Below are 19,575 nucleotides of genomic sequence, written 5' to 3'. Positions count from 1 at the left end.
TCAGAGATGTTTTTTATAGTCTTGTTATTTTTACCACTCTTCACCCCAAGTAGCAAATCCCCATTTTTCTTGGTCTCCGTTCTTTAATTCATATTGAGCGGCTCCAACCATCGGTAATACATTGTTTACTTTGTACATCCATCCGGTCATTCCAAAGTTTTCATAAACCCCAACCTTTGAAACAAAATTACCACTATAACCAACTGTAACATTTTCTCTTACCCAATCCCAACCATCAGTATGTCCTTCTGGATCACATTTTTCCTCTAAAGCGTACAAAAATGCATGCATAGCAGTTACTTTATCCTGCATTACAGCAGAATCATTGTAGCTTGATCCATAAATATCTTTTAATGAAAAATTAGTTAATTCTGGAATAGTCACATCAATACTATCTAATAATTCATTATCACTTACTTGACTTGGATTTTGTAATTTATCTTTTCCAGGGAAAATTACTTTCATATTTACATTTTTTACTGTTGCTGTACTGCTTTTAGGGGATACAGTTACATGACTTTCAACAGACATTCCATTATAAGTTGCTGTAATTGTTGCTGTTCCTTCTTCTATAGCTTCAACTGTTACTGCTGCCCCTGATGCACTTCCATCAAAATCTACTACAGCTGCATTAGAAGTTGTCCAATGAATATTTTGTGGATCTGAAATTTCTACTTTTGTGTAGCTTCCATCATTCACCTCTAAACCTTTTACTGTATATTCAATCAACTCACCAACTTCTGTACCTATTGTAAACTTATTAGCATCATTAAAAGTAATATCCTCAATTCCTCCAGCTGCAAAGGCTTGTACCCCTGCAAGACCTAAAACAAGTGTTAATACTAACATCAACGAAAATACTTTTTTCATTTCTTTTGTCCTCCTTTAAATTTTTATTTATTGAAATATTTCTCTAAATATTTTCCAAGTTAACCCTCTAGTTCAATACATACTAGATTCTTCTTTGATCAAAACTCCTACAAAAACATAAAGAGACACTACCAATAACAGGTAGTGCCTCTAGTTTTCTAGTCAGCTCTAACTTTTTATATTTTTTATAAAGTTTTTATAACTTGATTGATTTTTTTATTTCTTCTACTCTTATTGGATATTTATCTTGTACAATAATACGAATTTCACCATATTCGGTCCCACGTATTAATTCAATAAGATTTTTTTCCTTTTGATTTACATTCACCTTTATATTTTCTTTATTCAAATGAATTTCCCCCTACCCCATATGCATATCAAAGATTTTTCAAATAATATGATCTTACTAGAGGTCAACCTGGTGTAAAATTAAAAATCCCTATCTTCCAATGAAGACAGGGGTCATATACTAATCTTAGCTCGTTTAAAGCATGATAAACGAATCTCATATAGTACCGCTCCTTTCCTCGGAAGGATGTATACCTAAAGCCTTTGGCAGGTCTCCTGACTTATGGATTAAACGCTTTCCTTCACCTTCCCAGTTTCCCAGTGGTATATTTAAGGATCGCTCTCCATTTACAGTGGCCGGACCGTTCAGGATTTTCACCTGATTCCCTTTTCACCTTTTATCTTTAAGATAAAAGAACCTAAAAGCTATGTATTCAATTTTGATGAATATTTGTGAAAAAAAACAAACTTCTTCCTTACACTGTTAAATTTTATACTGTTTTACATATGATGTCAATTATTTCATGTATATTTCCTTCCACAATCGTTTTACATAATTCGTCATTCTTTTACATCTCTATCCACTTCCAATGATCACTTATTATGAAAATTGTAATCCATTGATTACCTGCTCTACAAACATCAATGCACCTTTTATGCCCATCATGGCTTTAGGAGTTACATCTATATATCCTAAGGAAGGCAATGCAATTTCAACCCCTGTGAAGCTTTTATTCTTTAGCCTAAGCTGCGCAATAGTATTTCCATCTGCAAAAACTATCTCTGCATCTTTTGAATAAATATTGCTTTCAAGTGTATCTTCAAATCCTATTTCCTCTAAAAAAGCATACAATTTCTCTTTAAATTTTTTGTCATTACTTCCTGATAGCTGAATAGATGCCGGAATCATTCCTAAATAGCTATAAAGCCAATTTGTCATAGCATATGCAACAGAACCTTCTCCCTTAATAGAAAAGGATGCTCCCTTAGGTAGTCCCGTAAGAGAATTGAATCTGGATAGGTATAAAAAGCTTCTTGCCCTTGCCTTTTGTATTTCTTCTAGTGAATAAGAAGGATCTACGCCTAGCTTTTCACATATATTTTTTATAAAATTTTCTGTGCTTTCAAATCCAATAGGTACGCCATCTTCACAAAATACATAGGGCATATGGTATTCTTTTTCCATCCATTTAGCAAGTTCTAAGCCATATTCTGGATATAATACAACATTTAAAGCTGCTTGATTACTATTTTTTATAGTATCAAAATCATCTCCTGCGCAAAGAGTAGAGATCACCTTAATACCACAAAGATTTAAAAGCCTTTCGATTTCTTTTATATTTCCTTCATAATATTTGTTGTTAATAGATATGCCTACAAGATTCACGCTCTTTGGAATAATTTTTCTAGGCTTCATCGGAATTGCTTCTAATATTTTGATCACTGCCTTCTGAAAACCATCTCCAAACTCCCCTGAAAAACCAGTACTTTCTATTGAAAAGCATAGCGTATCTTTTACTTCATTTTTTAAAAAGCGATTCAAATCATCTCCAATCAAAGCTGCTCCTGGAGAATTCACTACAGCTACTAATTTGTGCCCCTTCCCTTCTATATCTCTTAACATCTTTTCTAATTTTTCACTTGAACCATAAACATAATCATACCCATCAAGGTAGGTACATGGAATTCTAGGTTGTCCAAAATAAAATTCTTCTGGATAATTTAATGGATCAAAGGATAATTCCCTTGGAAATTGATAATCTGATATGGCACTATGATAAAATTTACATCCAGTAGGTCCATTAAGAATCACTGCTGCATCTTTAATCCCTTCCACTGCAAATAAAGCCCCTGTTAAGCTATCGGGCATAATATTTTGAAAACAATCCTTCATCTTCTTTCCACCCTTCCCTTAAATTCATTTTAAAAAGTCCTGCCCACCTTCTTGCTAAATTCAATCCACTAAAAAATCCTACATCTGGACAAAGGGGGATGGTATCTGTCATAGCTGCTCCATCTAAAGCATTAGAAGTATAATTGGAAATCACAATATCAGGGCTTAAAGCCTTGATATCTTCACTTCTCTTGTTTTGATCATAATTTAGTTCAATTTTAAATTGATCCTCAAATTTTGTTTTAAAAAGATTTTCTTGAGAAAAATTGAGTATGCATAGCTTAACAATATGCATCTCGAGCTTTAAAGCCGTTTCAAGTATCCAGTCTATATGATGATTATAAGTAACAATCATCAACTTTTTCCCTTTTAGATAAGGTTTTATTTTTTCAATTTCTTCTTCATAAAGGTTTTCGTATTCTTCAATGACAGGATGAACTTTTTCTTTTTTATCAAAGGTATCAGCTATTTTATACAGCCAATTTTTCGTTTCTGAAAAGCCTACAGGAAATGGACTTTCTAAAAATTGAGCATCATATTCTTCTTGTAAAAAGTTTTTCATCATTCTTCCCATATAATCCTCATAAGCTAATATATTTACCTTTGCCTTTAAAAAGTTTTGAATGTCTTGAACCTTTGTCCTACAAATGAATCTACAATTAATCCCAATATCCATAGCTACTAAAAGTTTTTTCATGGTTTCAAAATTTGTCTCTGTATTCTTTGCAATAGATTTTTCAGCAATAATATTTACCATATCTTCTTTTTCCTTTATGTCTTTTTTGATTAGCCCCCTTGCTATTTCAATATAGGCATTGATCATTCCCTGTAAAAAATCTCCTGTAATATTTCCATCTGTTTTTATGGGAATAATAGGTTGCTTTGTATTTCCCATAGCTCTCGTAGTCTCTACATCATCTCCAATAATCCCAGAAGGGCAGGTAGTGATCACAAATATAGCAGAAGGATCATATTTTTTTAGATGATTGATTTTATTTTTAAGCTCCTCCATTCCTCCAAATACCATAACACCTTCATTCATCTCTGAACTTACAAGGGGTGGGATAATTTGACTATTCATTAAAGTTCCTCTTTCAAAAAGGCTTCTTCTTCCTGTAGAGGTAATGGCTTGATAAGTAATATGGGCACAGCTTCTTGGTCCATGGGCAATGGTGATGGCATCCTGTATTTGTACAGCTATATTTACAGCACCAGCGAAAGCACATCCATGAAGAGGTTCTCTCATTAATACATTTTTTGAGAAAAATTGATTAGGTTTTAAATTCTCTTCATCCTTCTCTTTTTGATTCTCAACTTGTTTTTCCTTTTTTGTAAAGCTTTCTATATGTTTATTTTTATATACATTCATTTTGTTTCCTAGTACCTGTTTTTCAAGTTCTTCATCTGTAAGAGGAAAAGCTTCATTCAATTCTTCATGATTAACAATTCTTTCTGCTAGCTTTAAAAATTTCGTAGCTATAGAAGAATGCTCCATTTCTACTAAGGGAATCCCCATTTTTTCAGCTTTTGTAAACTCATCGCTCCTTGGGAAAATTTCGCATATAGGTAATTTAACACTCTCTGCAAATTTCTTGATTCGTTCATTTTCCCCTTCTATTCCCCTTTGGTTAAAAATGATTCCTCCAACTCTTTTTAGCCCTTCATCATAATTTTTGATTCCCTTTAAGATATTGTTTGCTGCATAGATAGCCATAAATTCTCCAGAAGTTATAATATATACAACATCTGCATATTCATGACGAATAGGTACTGCAAAGCCTCCACATACCACATCTCCCAATACATCATAGATAATCAGATCGTGCTCTATTTTTTTTATATCTAGCTTTTCTAATAAATCAAAGGTAGTAAGAATCCCTCTTCCAGCACAGCCAACTCCTGGTTTTGGTCCTCCCGCTTCAACACAATCCACTCCTTTATATCCTTTGAACAATACATCCTCAAGGCTCCACTCATCTGGTGCTGTGACCTTTATATAATCAAGAACGGTAGTAATCTTTTCTCCGCCTAATAAAAGTCTTGTAGAATCATGCTTAGGATCACACCCTATCTGAAGTACCTTTTGATTTTTCATGGCAAGGGCAGCAGATAAATTTGAAGAAATCGTAGATTTTCCAATACCGCCCTTTCCATAAACGGCTATTTGTTTCAATAGGTTCACCCCTTTTCTTTATTCTAATCCTAAAAAAGACAGAAAACTGCTAAGTAATACTAGCAGTTTCCATTTTCTTGCATTCTTCTTTATTTTACAATTAATTGATATACTTTGTAAAGCATAGCAGCGGCTTGTGCACGATTAGCATTTTGTTTTGGTGCAAAGTTTCCATCATCCATACCACTGATGATTTTTTCTTTTACACAAAGACTTACACTATTTTTCGACCATGATGCTATATCATTAGCATCCTTGAAGATATCTAATTCACTTAATCCACCTTGACTATATCCTGATTTGTCAAGAACTTTTGCAAGGATTACTGCCATTTCTTGTCTTGTAATATTTCCATTTGGATCAAATACATTTTCACTTCTACCATTGATCAAACCATTTTTGTATGCTACTCCTACAAAATCATAATACCAAGTGTCTTTTTCTACATCTATGAATGGTATATCCATATTTTCAGTAGTATATCCCATCATTTTTGTTACAAGTGTAGCAAACTCTGCTCTTGTAATATTTGCAGATGGATCGAACTTCTCATCTGAGCGACCATTGATAATTTTGTTCGTAGCCATAGCTTCAATAGCTTCTTTTGCCCATTCGTAATCCCCTAGATCTTTAAACGTTACTTCTGTTACTTGTATTTCTGTTTTATCTACTTTCTTTGCAAAGTACTTACTAAAGTGAGGTGTTGTAAATGTTACCATCTTCTTAGCAGGATCATATGCTCCACCTCTACTTTCAATAATACCATTATCATTTAGGAAGAATACCTGTACCACTTCGCCTTCCTTTACTTCTCCTTTATATGGAATACTTACTGCAATTGGTTCATTGAAGTTACTTATCTTTTCTTCTCCAATCTTTGCATCTAGATCTACTACGATACATCCCTTTGGTACTTTGTTTCTTTCAAGAGGTGTTAGCATATTTCGATCAATCTCTTTTGCACCTAAGCTTACTGCTTGATCCTTTTCATTTTCTCCAAAGGTATTTGGTGTCAAATTAAATACAGCTGTTTCTGTCTTTATTGCTGCTTTTTCTATACCATTTTCTTTTAATGTTTTCATCATATTCGCTGGTAATTTTGCTTCTACTTCTTTTTTATCTGTTTTTGGTATCTCTATGGTTACTTTATTTTCTATTGCTTGTTTAGTTTCAAACCCATTTTCTTTTAATTTTTCTTTTATTGCTTTTACTGTAGCTACTGTATTTTTAGCCATTTCTTTTATGATAGCTTCATCTACTGTGGCTACAACCTTTTCTTTTTCTACTTTTATTTTATCTTTATCAATCTCTTTTACACTTGCTTTTACAACTGCTTTTTCTGCAACCTTTACAGTGCTTTCAATGACTTCTTTTGCATTTTTATTACCTAACTGTTTAATCAATTTACCAGCAATATTTATTAGGTCTCCTGCTACTTTGTTGACTTCTTTTGTATCATTGATTTTATCCATTACTTTCATTGTAGCTTTCATATTTTCTGTTGCAGCTTCACTTACTTCTTTCTTATCACTGTCTTTTGTTAGTTTTTCAGCTGATTTAATTAAATTATTTACTATTTTTACACTTTCTTTAGCTACATTTTTCGCCCCTTCTTCAGTACTTACACGTTCAGCTGCTTTTTCCATAATCTTAGCGACATCTTTAGCATCTTTTACTACATTTTGTGCATCTTTTTCTGACTTGATTGCATTAGCTTTTTTATCTAATTTATCAGCTACTTGTTTTGTAGCATTTGTAATATCTTTTTCACTTCCATTTGGATCATTGATGATATTTTCTTCATCACCATATTCTCCTTTGTCCTCATTACCTGCTTTTCCTTCTACTATGATCTTACAATATGGTCTTGAAATATCTCTTATGCTTCCATCAAATCTTTCCGCTGAAACATGATAAGTTCCTGCTCTATTAAATATAATTGTAGCTTTTCCATCCTCATCCGTTTTTACAAATCCTTCGTTGGATTTCCACTTATTATTATTCACAAGTATCGTAGCACCTTCAATACCTTTAGTTGAACTCTGTCCACTATTCATATTATGATATCTTCCTTGAAGTCTTAATGTTATTTTATCTCCAGCACTTACTTTCACTTCTTCTTGATCAAACCATGCAAAATGATTTTTTGTATAGTCTTCTGTAAAAAACCATACAATTGAATCTCCATCCTTTATTGAATATTCACTCAATCCACGGTCTGCATATCTATTGTTGATAAAATACATCCATCCATCTTTTCCAGAATTTATACCATTCATTCTCAATCCATCAATCATCGTTAAGAAATTGTAATTATATTTTTTGTCAAATTCATACCTTACACCCTGTTTCTCTAATACTTTTACAGTTGGATGAATAGTAGTATAATTTTCATAATTTCTATCTATATTATACTGTTTTAAATCTAAATCGCTTTCGTTTAAGTATACTTTTGTTTTATCTATAATTGTCTCTTTATTTCCTTCTATTCTTATATCTACCTTAATAGATTTTTTTGTTGGAGGTATAACAACATCCTCATCTTTTTGGTAAATAATTATAAAACGTTTTTCTGCTTTATTGCCTGCTTGATCCGTTACTTTTACTAGAATAGTATTGTCTCCATTATTTAATGTAACTACATAATTTCCATCTTTTCCTTCTACTGATTGGTCATTTAATGTAATACTAGGTATCACTTTTCCATCCTTATCATCGTTTGCACTTACTGTAAATGATAATTTGGCTTCTTGAACTGTTTTACTTTCTAAATCTGTTGTAATGTCAGGTGCAATTATATCTTTATCACTTTCTGGTATTGTAGTGGCTTTTCCAACTACCACCTCAAAGTCAGGTAATATAGAAAAATCATCATGTAATACATTTGCATCTAAATTAGGTTCTCCTGGACCACTCATATCTCTTTCAGTTCCAAGAGGAGAACCCCACCACTCAGAATTAATATGCCCATTAGTAAACTTATATGTCTTTTCCTCTGTTACAGTAAACTTAATGGCATTATGATTATATAAATCATATTGATCGTGATCATATGTTACAACCTCTCCTAAATCACTATTATTGTATCTGACAGTTGTTCCATATGTTGCTCCCCACATACCATTTGGAGCATACCATGTTGGGTTATAGATAGTAGCTAACTTATATACAGGTGAAATAATCCCTCTAAAGCTTACTTTCACTTCATCCCCTACAGCTATATCTTCATCGGGTCTTGAATTATTTTCTATTTTTACTTCTATTTTTCTAGCATCAATAACATAATATAATTTTTCTTTATTTTCTCCTTTTATTGCTGTAATCCCTATTATGTTACTCCTATTTTCAAGTGCTACAGTATATTCATTACCGCTACCTTCCACAATATTTCCATTACAAGTAACTTCTACATCATCACTTCCTGTAGCTCTTACGTTAAATGAATAGTCTACTGTATCTCCTTCACTATAATAGATCGTATCATAGCTTCTTGTACTAATATCTGTATCTAATGTTATACCATTATCAACATCTTTATCTGCTACAACATCTACAACCATGTAAGATTTATTCACTTTAGACACAGCACCATATTCTTTTCCATTCGCAGTTGTTGCATCATAACCAACTTCAATAATACTTGTTCCTTCTTTTACTGCTGTAATAGTCATATTACTCTCTGTTGTATCTTGTAATGTAACACTATCTCCCTTTATGATTTTATAAGTATAATCGGGATGACTAACATTATTACTTATTGGACCATCTATAATCTCTGGCACTCTTCTTGATGTTAATTGATATGTATCATTCACTTCAAGAATTTGAAAATTAGTATTTAACCATAGATCGTTTGTAAAATCATCTGGTACATTAGGATCTGCTACTGGTAAATTTGTACTACCATTTCCAACTATCACCTCAAAATCAGGTAATATAGAGAAATCATCATGTAATACATCTGCATCTAAATTAGGTTCTCCTGGACCACTCATATCTCTTTCAGTTCCAAGAGGAGAACCCCACCACTCAGAATTAATGTGCCCATTAGTAAACTTATATGTCTTTTCCTCTGTTACAGTAAACTTAATAGCATTATGATTATATAAATCATATTGATCGTGATCATATGTTACAACCTCTCCTAAATCACTATTATTGTATCTGACAGTTGTTCCATATGTTGCTCCCCACATACCATTTGGAGCATACCATGTTGGGTTATAGATAGTAGCTAACTTATATACAGGTGAAATAATCCCTCTAAAGCTTACTTTCACTTCATCCCCTACAGCTATATCTTCATCGGGTCTTGAATTATTTTCTATTTTTACTTCTATTTTTCTAGCATCAATAACATAATATAATTTTTCTTTATTTTCTCCTTTTATTGCTGTAATCCCTATTATGTTACTCCTATTTTCAAGTGCTACAGTATATTCATTACCGCTACCTTCCACAATATTTCCATTACAAGTAACTTCTACATCATCACTTCCTGTAGCTCTTACGTTAAATGAATAGTCTACTGTATCTCCTTCACTATAATAGATCGTATCATAGCTTCTTGTACTAATATCTGTATCTAATGTTATACCATTATCAACATCTTTATCTGCTACAACATCTACAACCATGTAAGATTTATTCACTTTAGACACAGCACCATATTCTTTTCCATTCGCAGTTGTTGCATCATAACCAACTTCAATAATACTTGTTCCTTCTTTTACTGCTGTAATAGTCATATTACTCTCTGTTGTATCTTGTAATGTAACACTATCTCCCTTTATGATTTTATAAGTATAATCGGGATGACTAACATTATTACTTATTGGACCATCTATAATCTCTGGCACTCTTCTTGATGTTAATTGATATGTATCATTCACTTCAAGAATTTGAAAATTAGTATTTAACCATAGATCGTTTGTAAAATCATCTGGTACATTAGGATCTGCTACTGGTAAATTTGTACTACCATTTCCAACTATCACCTCAAAATCAGGTAATATAGAGAAATCATCATGTAATACATCTGCATCTAAATTAGGTTCTCCTGGACCACTCATATCTCTTTCAGTTCCAAGAGGAGAACCCCACCACTCAGAATTAATGTGCCCATTAGTAAACTTATATGTCTTTTCCTCTGTTACAGTAAACTTAATAGCATTATGATTATATAAATCATATTGATCGTGATCATATGTTACAACCTCTCCTAAATCACTATTATTGTATCTGACAGTTGTTCCATATGTTGCTCCCCACATACCATTTGGAGCATACCATGTTGGGTTATAGATAGTAGCTAACTTATATACAGGTGAAATAATCCCTCTAAAGCTTACTTTCACTTCATCCCCTACAGCTATATCTTCATCGGGTCTTGAATTATTTTCTATTTTTACTTCTATTTTTCTAGCATCAATAACATAATATAATTTTTCTTTATTTTCTCCTTTTATTGCTGTAATCCCTATTATGTTACTCCTATTTTCAAGTGCTACAGTATATTCATTACCGCTACCTTCCACAATATTTCCATTACAAGTAACTTCTACATCATCACTTCCTGTAGCTCTTACGTTAAATGAATAGTCTACTGTATCTCCTTCACTATAATAGATCGTATCATAGCTTCTTGTACTAATATCTGTATCTAATGTTATACCATTATCAACATCTTTATCTGCTACAACATCTACAACCATGTAAGATTTATTCACTTTAGACACAGCACCATATTCTTTTCCATTCGCAGTTGTTGCATCATAACCAACTTCAATAATACTTGTTCCTTCTTTTACTGCTGTAATAGTCATATTACTCTCTGTTGTATCTTGTAATGTAACACTATCTCCCTTTATGATTTTATAAGTATAATCGGGATGACTAACATTATTACTTATTGGACCATCTATAATCTCTGGCACTCTTCTTGATGTTAATTGATATGTATCATTCACTTCAAGAATTTGAAAATTAGTATTTAACCATAGATCGTTTGTAAAATCATCTGGTACATTAGGATCTGCTACTGGTAAATTTGTACTACCATTTCCAACTATCACCTCAAAATCAGGTAATATAGAGAAATCATCATGTAATACATCTGCATCTAAATTAGGTTCTCCTGGACCACTCATATCTCTTTCAGTTCCAAGAGGAGAACCCCACCACTCAGAATTAATGTGCCCATTAGTAAACTTATATGTCTTTTCCTCTGTTACAGTAAACTTAATAGCATTATGATTATATAAATCATATTGATCGTGATCATATGTTACAACCTCTCCTAAATCACTATTATTGTATCTGACAGTTGTTCCATATGTTGCTCCCCACATACCATTTGGAGCATACCATGTTGGGTTATAGATAGTAGCTAACTTATATACAGGTGAAATAATCCCTCTAAAGCTTACTTTCACTTCATCCCCTACAGCTATATCTTCATCGGGTCTTGAATTATTTTCTATTTTTACTTCTATTTTTCTAGCATCAATAACATAATATAATTTTTCTTTATTTTCTCCTTTTATTGCTGTAATCCCTATTATGTTACTCCTATTTTCAAGTGCTACAGTATATTCATTACCGCTACCTTCCACAATATTTCCATTACAAGTAACTTCTACATCATCACTTCCTGTAGCTCTTACGTTAAATGAATAGTCTACTGTATCTCCTTCACTATAATAGATCGTATCATAGCTTCTTGTACTAATATCTGTATCTAATGTTATACCATTATCAACATCTTTATCTGCTACAACATCTACAACCATGTAAGATTTATTCACTTTAGACACAGCACCATATTCTTTTCCATTCGCAGTTGTTGCATCATAACCAACTTCAATAATACTTGTTCCTTCTTTTACTGCTGTAATAGTCATATTACTCTCTGTTGTATCTTGTAATGTAACACTATCTCCCTTTATGATTTTATAAGTATAATCGGGATGACTAACATTATTACTTATTGGACCATCTATAATCTCTGGCACTCTTCTTGATGTTAATTGATATGTATCATTCACTTCAAGAATTTGAAAATTCGTATTTAACCATAAGTCGTTTGTAAAATCATCTGGTACATTAGGATCTGCTACTGATACACTATATACTGCATCATATACTGCTGTCTGTACAGTTTCCTCTGCCCACGCTACATTTTTTGTGGCTGTGTCTTTATTTAGCATCCATCCCATATTACCAAATATCATGGTAAAAATAATTAGAAACGACATAAAGACTCTAAAATTTCTCTTCATAAATATCCTCCTTTTTTAAGGTCAGCTAAGTATGACATATAAGATCTAGACTTACGATCCTTTTTTTAATTCCCTCCTACTTTCCAAATTTACTTACCGCCTTTTTATATTAAGCAATATAAAACAAATTCTTTAAAATACCTTTAAGTAGAATTTGTTAATATCTAAAAATACACATAAAAAAGCCTTAACTTTCCGATGGAAGTCAAGGCTTTTTCATTTATATTTATTATCAATAAAATAATCATTTGAATTTTTCTGCCCTGCATAGCCCCTTTCCTCGGAAGGTTAAAATGCTTAAACTTTTAGGCAGGTCTCCTGACTTGTGGATCAACGTTTTCCTTTCGCCTTCCCAGTTTCCCAGTGGCATATTGAAAGGTCACTCCCCACTTACAGTGGCCGGACCGTTTGGGATTTTCACCCAATTCCCTTTTAAACTTTTATTATTTAATAAAAGCACCTCAAAGTTACCTATTTAGTTTTAATTTGTCCATGCATTGTAAATTTTACCATATATTTTAAGTTTATTCAATATTTTGCGTAAGAATTTTGTAATATTTTGTAATATTATCTTCTTTTTTGCGAAATTATTGATGACTTATATTTCTGATTTGTCTTAAAGTCCAGGCGCATTGTGCTTTATTTACTATTTTTTGAGGGTCAAATTCTGGATACATCCATCCTTTTTCCTTCGCTATTTCTAATATTTCTGATGGCTTCCCTTCCTTTTCTTCGCCTAAAGCTTTCACCAAAAGCCCCATGAATTCTTCTCCTGTAACTGTATCCTTATCTATAGAAATAACCTCTTTTAAATCAAAAGCTTTTTTCATCCATTTAGATACTTCCTCTTTTTTTATAGGCTCATTTGGTTGAAAATTTCCATTTTCATCTATAGCAATTATATAATTATAAATTAAATCTGCTGTTTTCTTAAAACCAAATTGTCCTGGTTTGAAATCCTTGAATAAATGTTTTTCAGCTGTTGGTCTATATTTTTCAAAAAGTAGATCATAAGTAGCCTTTTTATTATATGCATCTGCCATGCCATAAAGGGCTTGTTCTGTTGACATGCCATTGCTATAGATTGGTAAATTATCTTCTTCATTTAATACATGTACAAAGCTCCCATCCTTAATTTGAAATTTAAGCATAGCACTAACAGGATTTTCTCCTGACTTTGTAGTCCACTCAGAACCCATAGGATCTTGTCCTATAAGCTTAATAGCTTGAATTGCCCATGCACAACTTTCTGGATTTACAGTTCCCCAAGATTCAAAACCACCATTATCTAATTGCTTGCTATGAAGAAAATCTAATGCTTTTTTTACACATGGATTACTTTCATCTTCTCCCAATATAGCTAAAGCCATAATTCCTGCTGCTGTCATATCTACATCTGATTCAACTAAATCATAATCTTCAGGATCATCAAAATATTTTACATCAAAGGTAAATCCACCATCTAAATTTTGTTGATCTTCAAGCCAATATAGACACATGTCTCTATTAGGAATAGGCTCTCCTGCACAATGAAGAGCAATGATACCAAAAATATGGGCATTGACTAAGTCTTCTCCTACAGGCTTTCCTGTATCATTATCCATCACGCTATCTGCAAAATGTCCACTTGGAAGCATTGTACTTTTTTCAATTTCTACTAAATTCTTTCCTCCAAAGTTTCTTGGATCTTTTCCTGCTGCACATACAGCTATAATAGTTCTTTGATAATCTGTATTTACTCCTGATCTTAACGCATTATCATAATATCCTGGCTCTAGCTTTGCTTCTTTTACTTGTTGTTCTCTCCAGTAGGCTCCATTTTTCCCATTCACAGTCCACTTAGGTCCACTTACATCTTCTCCAAATCCAAATAACCCAAGTGCTGGCCAATCCAATATTCCTGCATATTGCTTATCCTTATACGTATCATGATAATACTTAATCGTCTTTTCTGCTGCTTTTTTTACATCCTCTCTTGAAATCTTTGATTCTGTAGCATAAGCACTACTGCAAACTATGCTAAAAACCATGATGATGCTTAAAAATAATACGATCAACTTACTTTGATTTTTTTTCATTTTGCCCTTTCCCCCTATATTTTAAATTTAATGATAAACTTGATTAAAACCTTTTATTTTAACTTGTTTACTTAATATAAAACTTCTCCACTTCTTTATCAATTATTTATCTTTTTCTCACCCATAGCTCTCCAATAAAAGCAATTAAAGCTAATGGTAATAAAATAAAATCTAAAGGTATATTAGACCTATTTTTGTTTTCAATCGGTAATGTAAAAACATCGGTACTTTCATCTAAAAAATTATTTCCTATTACTCTCGAAAGATTTTCTAAATGGGCTGTATCTTTTAATATATATTCAGGAGAATAATCAAGGTGTACTGTTCTTGTTGTTTTCTTTACTATTTTTCCATCCTTTTTTAATCTAAAGGTGAGAGCATAATCTCCTTTTTTCTCTAATAATTCTGCTCCTATAAAATGACCTACTCTTGTTTGTTTTAATGAAATTTCTTTTTTTATATTTTGTGGTCCTTGAATAATCATATTGATCATCTGTCCTGAATCCAACATACCTGTATCTACATATAAATCTACATTTGCTCCTTTTTTACTAATCTGTACATTCATTTCATCTTCATCATAAGAGGCTAAGCAATAGTTTATAGTATTTCCCCAAAACTTTTGAAATCCTGACCAATGAATCCAAGTCTCACTCCACTTTCCATTGACATCTGAAGTAAAGGCTACTACATTTCCTAGTCCATATTGCCAAGAAGCAACAATAGGATCCTCTTGATCACTTTCTAAAATCAAATTGGCATTAGGCTTTATTCCTGTTCCCATATATCCCTTTAATTTTGGAACACTGTTTCCTTGAAAAAATTCTGCTTCATTCACAAGTTTTGGTTGAAATGCTCGATTATTTAAATACTTTTTAGTAGCAAGATACGTTTCTCTTGCAAATATTTCAGGGATGCTGTAAAAATCTTTTGCAAAATAATATCTTCCATCTGTACTTTGACTTAAACTTTTCAATAAATTGGTATCTGCATCTTTTCCAAAGGCTACTGTAGAAACAGTTATTTTTTCTTCTTTCAATTGACTCAACAAGGATTCGTATCCCTTCTTTTCTCCTTGTCCATCTGTAAGTAAAATCATATGTTTTACTTTTGTATTTGTCCCTACTAATTCTTCTAAGCTTTTATTTAATGCAGGTTTTATAAGGGTTCCTCCCTTTGAAGCAAGTTTTCCTATTTTCTCATTAATTTTTTCTTTGTTTTCTACTTTCCCAAAAGGAACAACCCATTCTACTCGATCTGAAAAAGCTAAAACCCCTGCATAATCATCTGACTCTAAAACTTCTATGGATCTCTGGGCAGCTTCCTTTGCCATTTCAATCTTTTTAACCCCGCCACTTTCATCTTCCATACTTCCTGATGCATCAATGACAAGAACTAATCCTGTATTAGGCTGCTTTTTATTTCCTTTCATCCTACATGATACGGGTAGCATTTTTTCAAGGGTTGTATTTGCATATTCTCCTAAAGCAAAAGTTTTTTCTCCTCCTATCACAAGAAGTCCTTTTCCTTGTTCTTTCACACAAGTATTTAAGTTTTTTTCAAATTCTTGCGATAAATCTTTATGAGAAACATTTACTAAACAAATTGAATCAAAGTTTGATAGAAACTTTAATGTATCCACAACTTCTTTTGGTGAATCATTTTGATAATTTATATTTAAGCTATTGAATGCACTCACTAAATTCTTTGTGTCTTCTTTTTCTCCTACAATTAAAACCTTTGGCTCATCTTTTCCCAAAATCGTCCTTGTCAAAATATTATTTTTAGTATTTAAATCTTCTTTAAACTTAATTTCTCCTCTAAAATCAATATTTTTCTCTTCTTTTATAGGAATCTCAAAGGTGAAAATATTATTTCCCTTATGTACTTCTATCATTTTTTGCAAAATTTTATTTTCATTTTGGAAAAAATAAAGATTTCCTTCTGTTTCTATATTTGCATCTAATACAACGGTCACAGGTACTAATTCACCCGTATGAACGTTTTCTGGAATTTTTAAATCTGTTAGCTGAACATCTTTTTTATTTTTTATTTTGAGTGAATAAATCCAACTATTTATATTGTTTTCTTTCATTTTTTCTAAAATATTTTCTACTTTCCCCATATTTTCATTTCCATCTGTAAAAAGCACCAATCTTTTGTTGGTATTTCCCGGGAAAAAATCTGTCGCAAAAGCTAATGCTTTTTCTATATTTGTAAAATCATTCTCTACTTGCGTTTCAATCTTGATAGATTTGAATTCCTTTGTAATAGGGGTTTCTATCATAGGCTCTTTTCCAAATGTAATAATTCCAAAACAATCTTTTGATTTTTTTTCTTTTATTTGTTGATTGATATATTCTTCTATTTGACTTTTTTGACTTACTACACTTAAAGATTGATCTACGACAAATAAAGTCGTCGTATTTTGACTTGTATAAATAATTTGTGCCTTTATCAGTACCAACATTAAACAAATCACTGCTATAAATCTCAAAGATATCCAAAGACAAAATTTCTTTTTAGGGAAAATTTTATAAATTTTAAAAGCCTGTACAAAATAATAAATACAAACAATAATAAAAAGAATGATATATTTTATATTTACGACTCCATTAAGCTGCACGTTTATGCACCTCCCATTCAAGAACCATCAAAAGAAGGGCACATGCTACTAAAAGTGTTGTAAAGTCTTTTTCTAAAAGCTTTCCACTCTCGTTTCTACTTTCTATATTTTTTACTTCTCCTACTACCAATTTTTCTGGAGGATTCTTTAGAACATTCATTTTACATCCATCGAAAAACCAATCAATTGTATTCTCAACGAGTATTGGAAAATCTGGCATCATCACTAAATTTGTTTTGTTAAAATCAATACTTCCATAAACATTTCTTTGCATTTTTTCTTTTCCATAAATCATAATAGGCTTACCATCTGCTTGAAGGATTGTCCCATACCCTTCTTTCTCTTTTAAATAAGAAATAGGACGTGTATATACTTTTGTTAAATCTAAATCTTTTGTAAAAGGGCTTTTTATCCCTTTCACCATTGATGCCACCTTAATTTTTCCATCTATCTGTTCAAGGTTCGGACTTAAATACCAAACATTCGCATTTTGAGGCAAGTTTTGTATATTTCCTTCTTTTTCTACAATATACAAATCATAATCTTTTTTAATTGGTTCTCCTATCTTTTGTTTTTCAACATGAATATAAGGAATACTAAGAAGTGCTTTTTCTAAAAATAAATTTTCTCCAATGAAAAGAACCTGTCTTTTATACACTTCTCCTAGGGCTACAACAAATACATTATCCTCTTTTAATAGATCCTCATTCTCTATTTTCAATGTCCACTTTTTAGAAGCTTTTAATCCTTGAAAGCTTACATCCATTTCTTCTTTTCCACTTAAGTTGATACGTTTTAAATCTCTTTTTTGTTCATCATAAAGCCCTATCAAAACCTCTTTTTGACTTTTTCCATAGTTTTTTATTCTACACAAAAGGGTATCTGTGTAATAATCATAGTTTGCATAAGTAATTCCCACATTTTCAAATTTATTTCCTACCTTGATTGTACTCATTCCTAAAGATAGATCTTTATCTGTGATAATGATTTTTTCTCCTGATAAGCTTTTTAAAATTTCTCTAGCATAATCTATATTCAAACTCTCATTACTACAAGATAATTTTTTAATTGCTTTTTTCACTTCTTCTTTTTTGGCATCCTTCAAATAAATGCTACTACTTCCTTTACATAAAACTAGATTCATTCTTTTATCATGAGTTACATTTTCCATATAATTCTCTATTTTCTCTTTCGCCATTTGAAAATGAGTTTTCCCATCTTCTACTGATTTCATAGTAATAGAACAATCTATAGCAAAGGTAATTTCTTCTCCTTTAAAATCTTGTATCCATATAAGCTTTGAGAAGGCAAGAACAATCAATCCCCCTATAATTAATTGTATAATCAAAAGTAGATATTGATTAATTTTCCTTGACTTGATCCCTTCTACTTCTTTGATGACTTCATCCCAAATAGCAATATTGGAAGCCTTTTTTTCTATGATTTGCTTTTTCTTAAAATAAAGAAGAATAATAAAAAATAATAACAATCCAAGAAGTAACCCCAAGGGGTTTAAAAATTTCATTTAAAAACCCCCTAATAAATTCGTCATCATTTCAACAGCATCTTTGTCTGTTGGAGCAAGTACATATCTTACTTCCCTTGATGTACAAACATTTTTACACAATTCTATAAATGCTTTCATTTTTCTTATATATATTTCTTTTACTCTATCATTAAAATGGATTCTTCTTATATCCCCTGTTTCAACATCAATCAGCTTTAATTCTTCTTCATGATTAGGGTTTAATTCATCAGCTGATAATACATGGATTAAAACAACTTCCTGTCCCCCTACACATAAAAGGTTTAATACCTTTTCTAATCCATTTCCAAAACAATCAGAAATAATAAAGGTCATCCCAGACATAAAATGATCTACCCCAGAAATACTACTAAAATCAGTAACCCCTTTAGGTTGGTTGTTAGAAATTATTTTTAATAACTCATAAAAATATTCCTTTCCCTTTATATTCTTCTGAATGCTTCTTAATTCATTATTTAGTGTATAAAAACTCAAATAATCATTTTGTTTTAATGTCAAATAGCTCATCCCTAAAGCATATTTTTTTGCTATTTCCCACTTATTCGGAAGCCCAAAATCCATGGAAGCACTCATATCTAGTATAATATTTACATGCATCTGTCGCTCCTCTGTAAATTCTTTTATATAAAATTTTTCCGTTCGAGTATAAGCTTTCCAATCAATCTTTCGAATATCATCGCCCTTGAGATATTCTCTATGCCCATAAAAGTCTAGTGAATTCCCAAAACCTTGTCCTTTGTAATTCCCTTTTCCTCCTTTGAGCAGTCTTTTCCTAGGCAATATCTTTAAACCTTCTATTTCCTTTAAAAAAGCATCCAAG

General features: G+C 31.8%; 9 protein-coding genes and 2 riboswitches. All 9 genes read right to left on the bottom strand.

Annotated elements, in window-relative coordinates:
- Positions 1–30: 30 nt before the first annotated feature.
- The 9 genes from K7H06_RS01370 to K7H06_RS01330 all read right to left on the bottom strand — a co-directional run bounded on the left by K7H06_RS01370 (position 31) and on the right by K7H06_RS01330 (position 19,574).
- Positions 31–870: a DUF4430 domain-containing protein gene (locus K7H06_RS01370; RefSeq protein ID WP_223038197.1), complete on the bottom strand. Its 840-nt coding sequence runs from the start codon at positions 868–870 to the stop codon at positions 31–33.
- Between the two features lie 196 nt (positions 871–1,066).
- A complete protein-coding gene (locus K7H06_RS01365) occupies positions 1,067–1,219 on the bottom strand; it encodes a DUF2292 domain-containing protein (protein WP_246637604.1) in 153 nt (50 codons plus the stop codon).
- Positions 1,220–1,407: 188 nt separating this feature from the next.
- A riboswitch (cobalamin riboswitch) is annotated at positions 1,408–1,596 on the bottom strand.
- 163 nt (positions 1,597–1,759) lie between these two features.
- Positions 1,760–3,052 (bottom strand): nitrogenase component 1, encoded by a 1,293-nt coding sequence (locus tag K7H06_RS01360; RefSeq protein ID WP_223038196.1) that lies wholly within the window; start codon positions 3,050–3,052, stop codon positions 1,760–1,762.
- Positions 3,018–5,234, bottom strand: coding sequence for a nitrogenase component 1 (locus tag K7H06_RS01355; RefSeq protein WP_246637603.1), 2,217 nt, complete (start codon positions 5,232–5,234; stop codon positions 3,018–3,020). The genes K7H06_RS01360 and K7H06_RS01355 overlap by 35 nt, the downstream gene beginning before the upstream one ends.
- A gap of 80 nt (positions 5,235–5,314) precedes the next feature.
- Positions 5,315–12,505, bottom strand: a complete 7,191-nt coding sequence (locus K7H06_RS01350) for an S-layer homology domain-containing protein (RefSeq protein ID WP_223038194.1) — start codon at positions 12,503–12,505, stop codon at positions 5,315–5,317.
- Between the two features lie 291 nt (positions 12,506–12,796).
- Positions 12,797–12,984: riboswitch (cobalamin riboswitch) on the bottom strand.
- A gap of 108 nt (positions 12,985–13,092) precedes the next feature.
- Positions 13,093–14,583, bottom strand: a complete 1,491-nt coding sequence (locus K7H06_RS01345) for a prenyltransferase/squalene oxidase repeat-containing protein (protein WP_223038193.1) — start codon at positions 14,581–14,583, stop codon at positions 13,093–13,095.
- A 106-nt stretch (positions 14,584–14,689) separates the two neighbouring features.
- Entirely contained in the window at positions 14,690–17,209 is a 2,520-nt protein-coding gene (locus tag K7H06_RS01340; protein WP_223038192.1) for a VWA domain-containing protein, read from the bottom strand.
- Positions 17,199–18,734 carry a BatA domain-containing protein gene (locus K7H06_RS01335; protein WP_223038191.1) on the bottom strand — a complete coding sequence of 512 codons (1,536 nt, stop codon included), beginning with the start codon at positions 18,732–18,734 and terminating at the stop codon, positions 17,199–17,201. Before K7H06_RS01335 ends, K7H06_RS01340 begins: the two co-directional genes overlap by 11 nt.
- Positions 18,735–19,574, bottom strand: a complete 840-nt coding sequence (locus K7H06_RS01330) for a DUF58 domain-containing protein (protein ID WP_223038190.1) — start codon at positions 19,572–19,574, stop codon at positions 18,735–18,737.
- Position 19,575: the final 1 nt, after the last annotated feature.

The sequence above is a fragment of the Crassaminicella profunda genome (genome assembly GCF_019884785.1).
In the GTDB taxonomy this organism is placed as follows: domain Bacteria; phylum Bacillota; class Clostridia; order Peptostreptococcales; family Thermotaleaceae; genus Crassaminicella; species Crassaminicella profunda.
The sequence above is the reverse complement of the archived record's forward strand: the minus strand, read 5'-3'. Positions and strand labels throughout refer to the sequence as shown.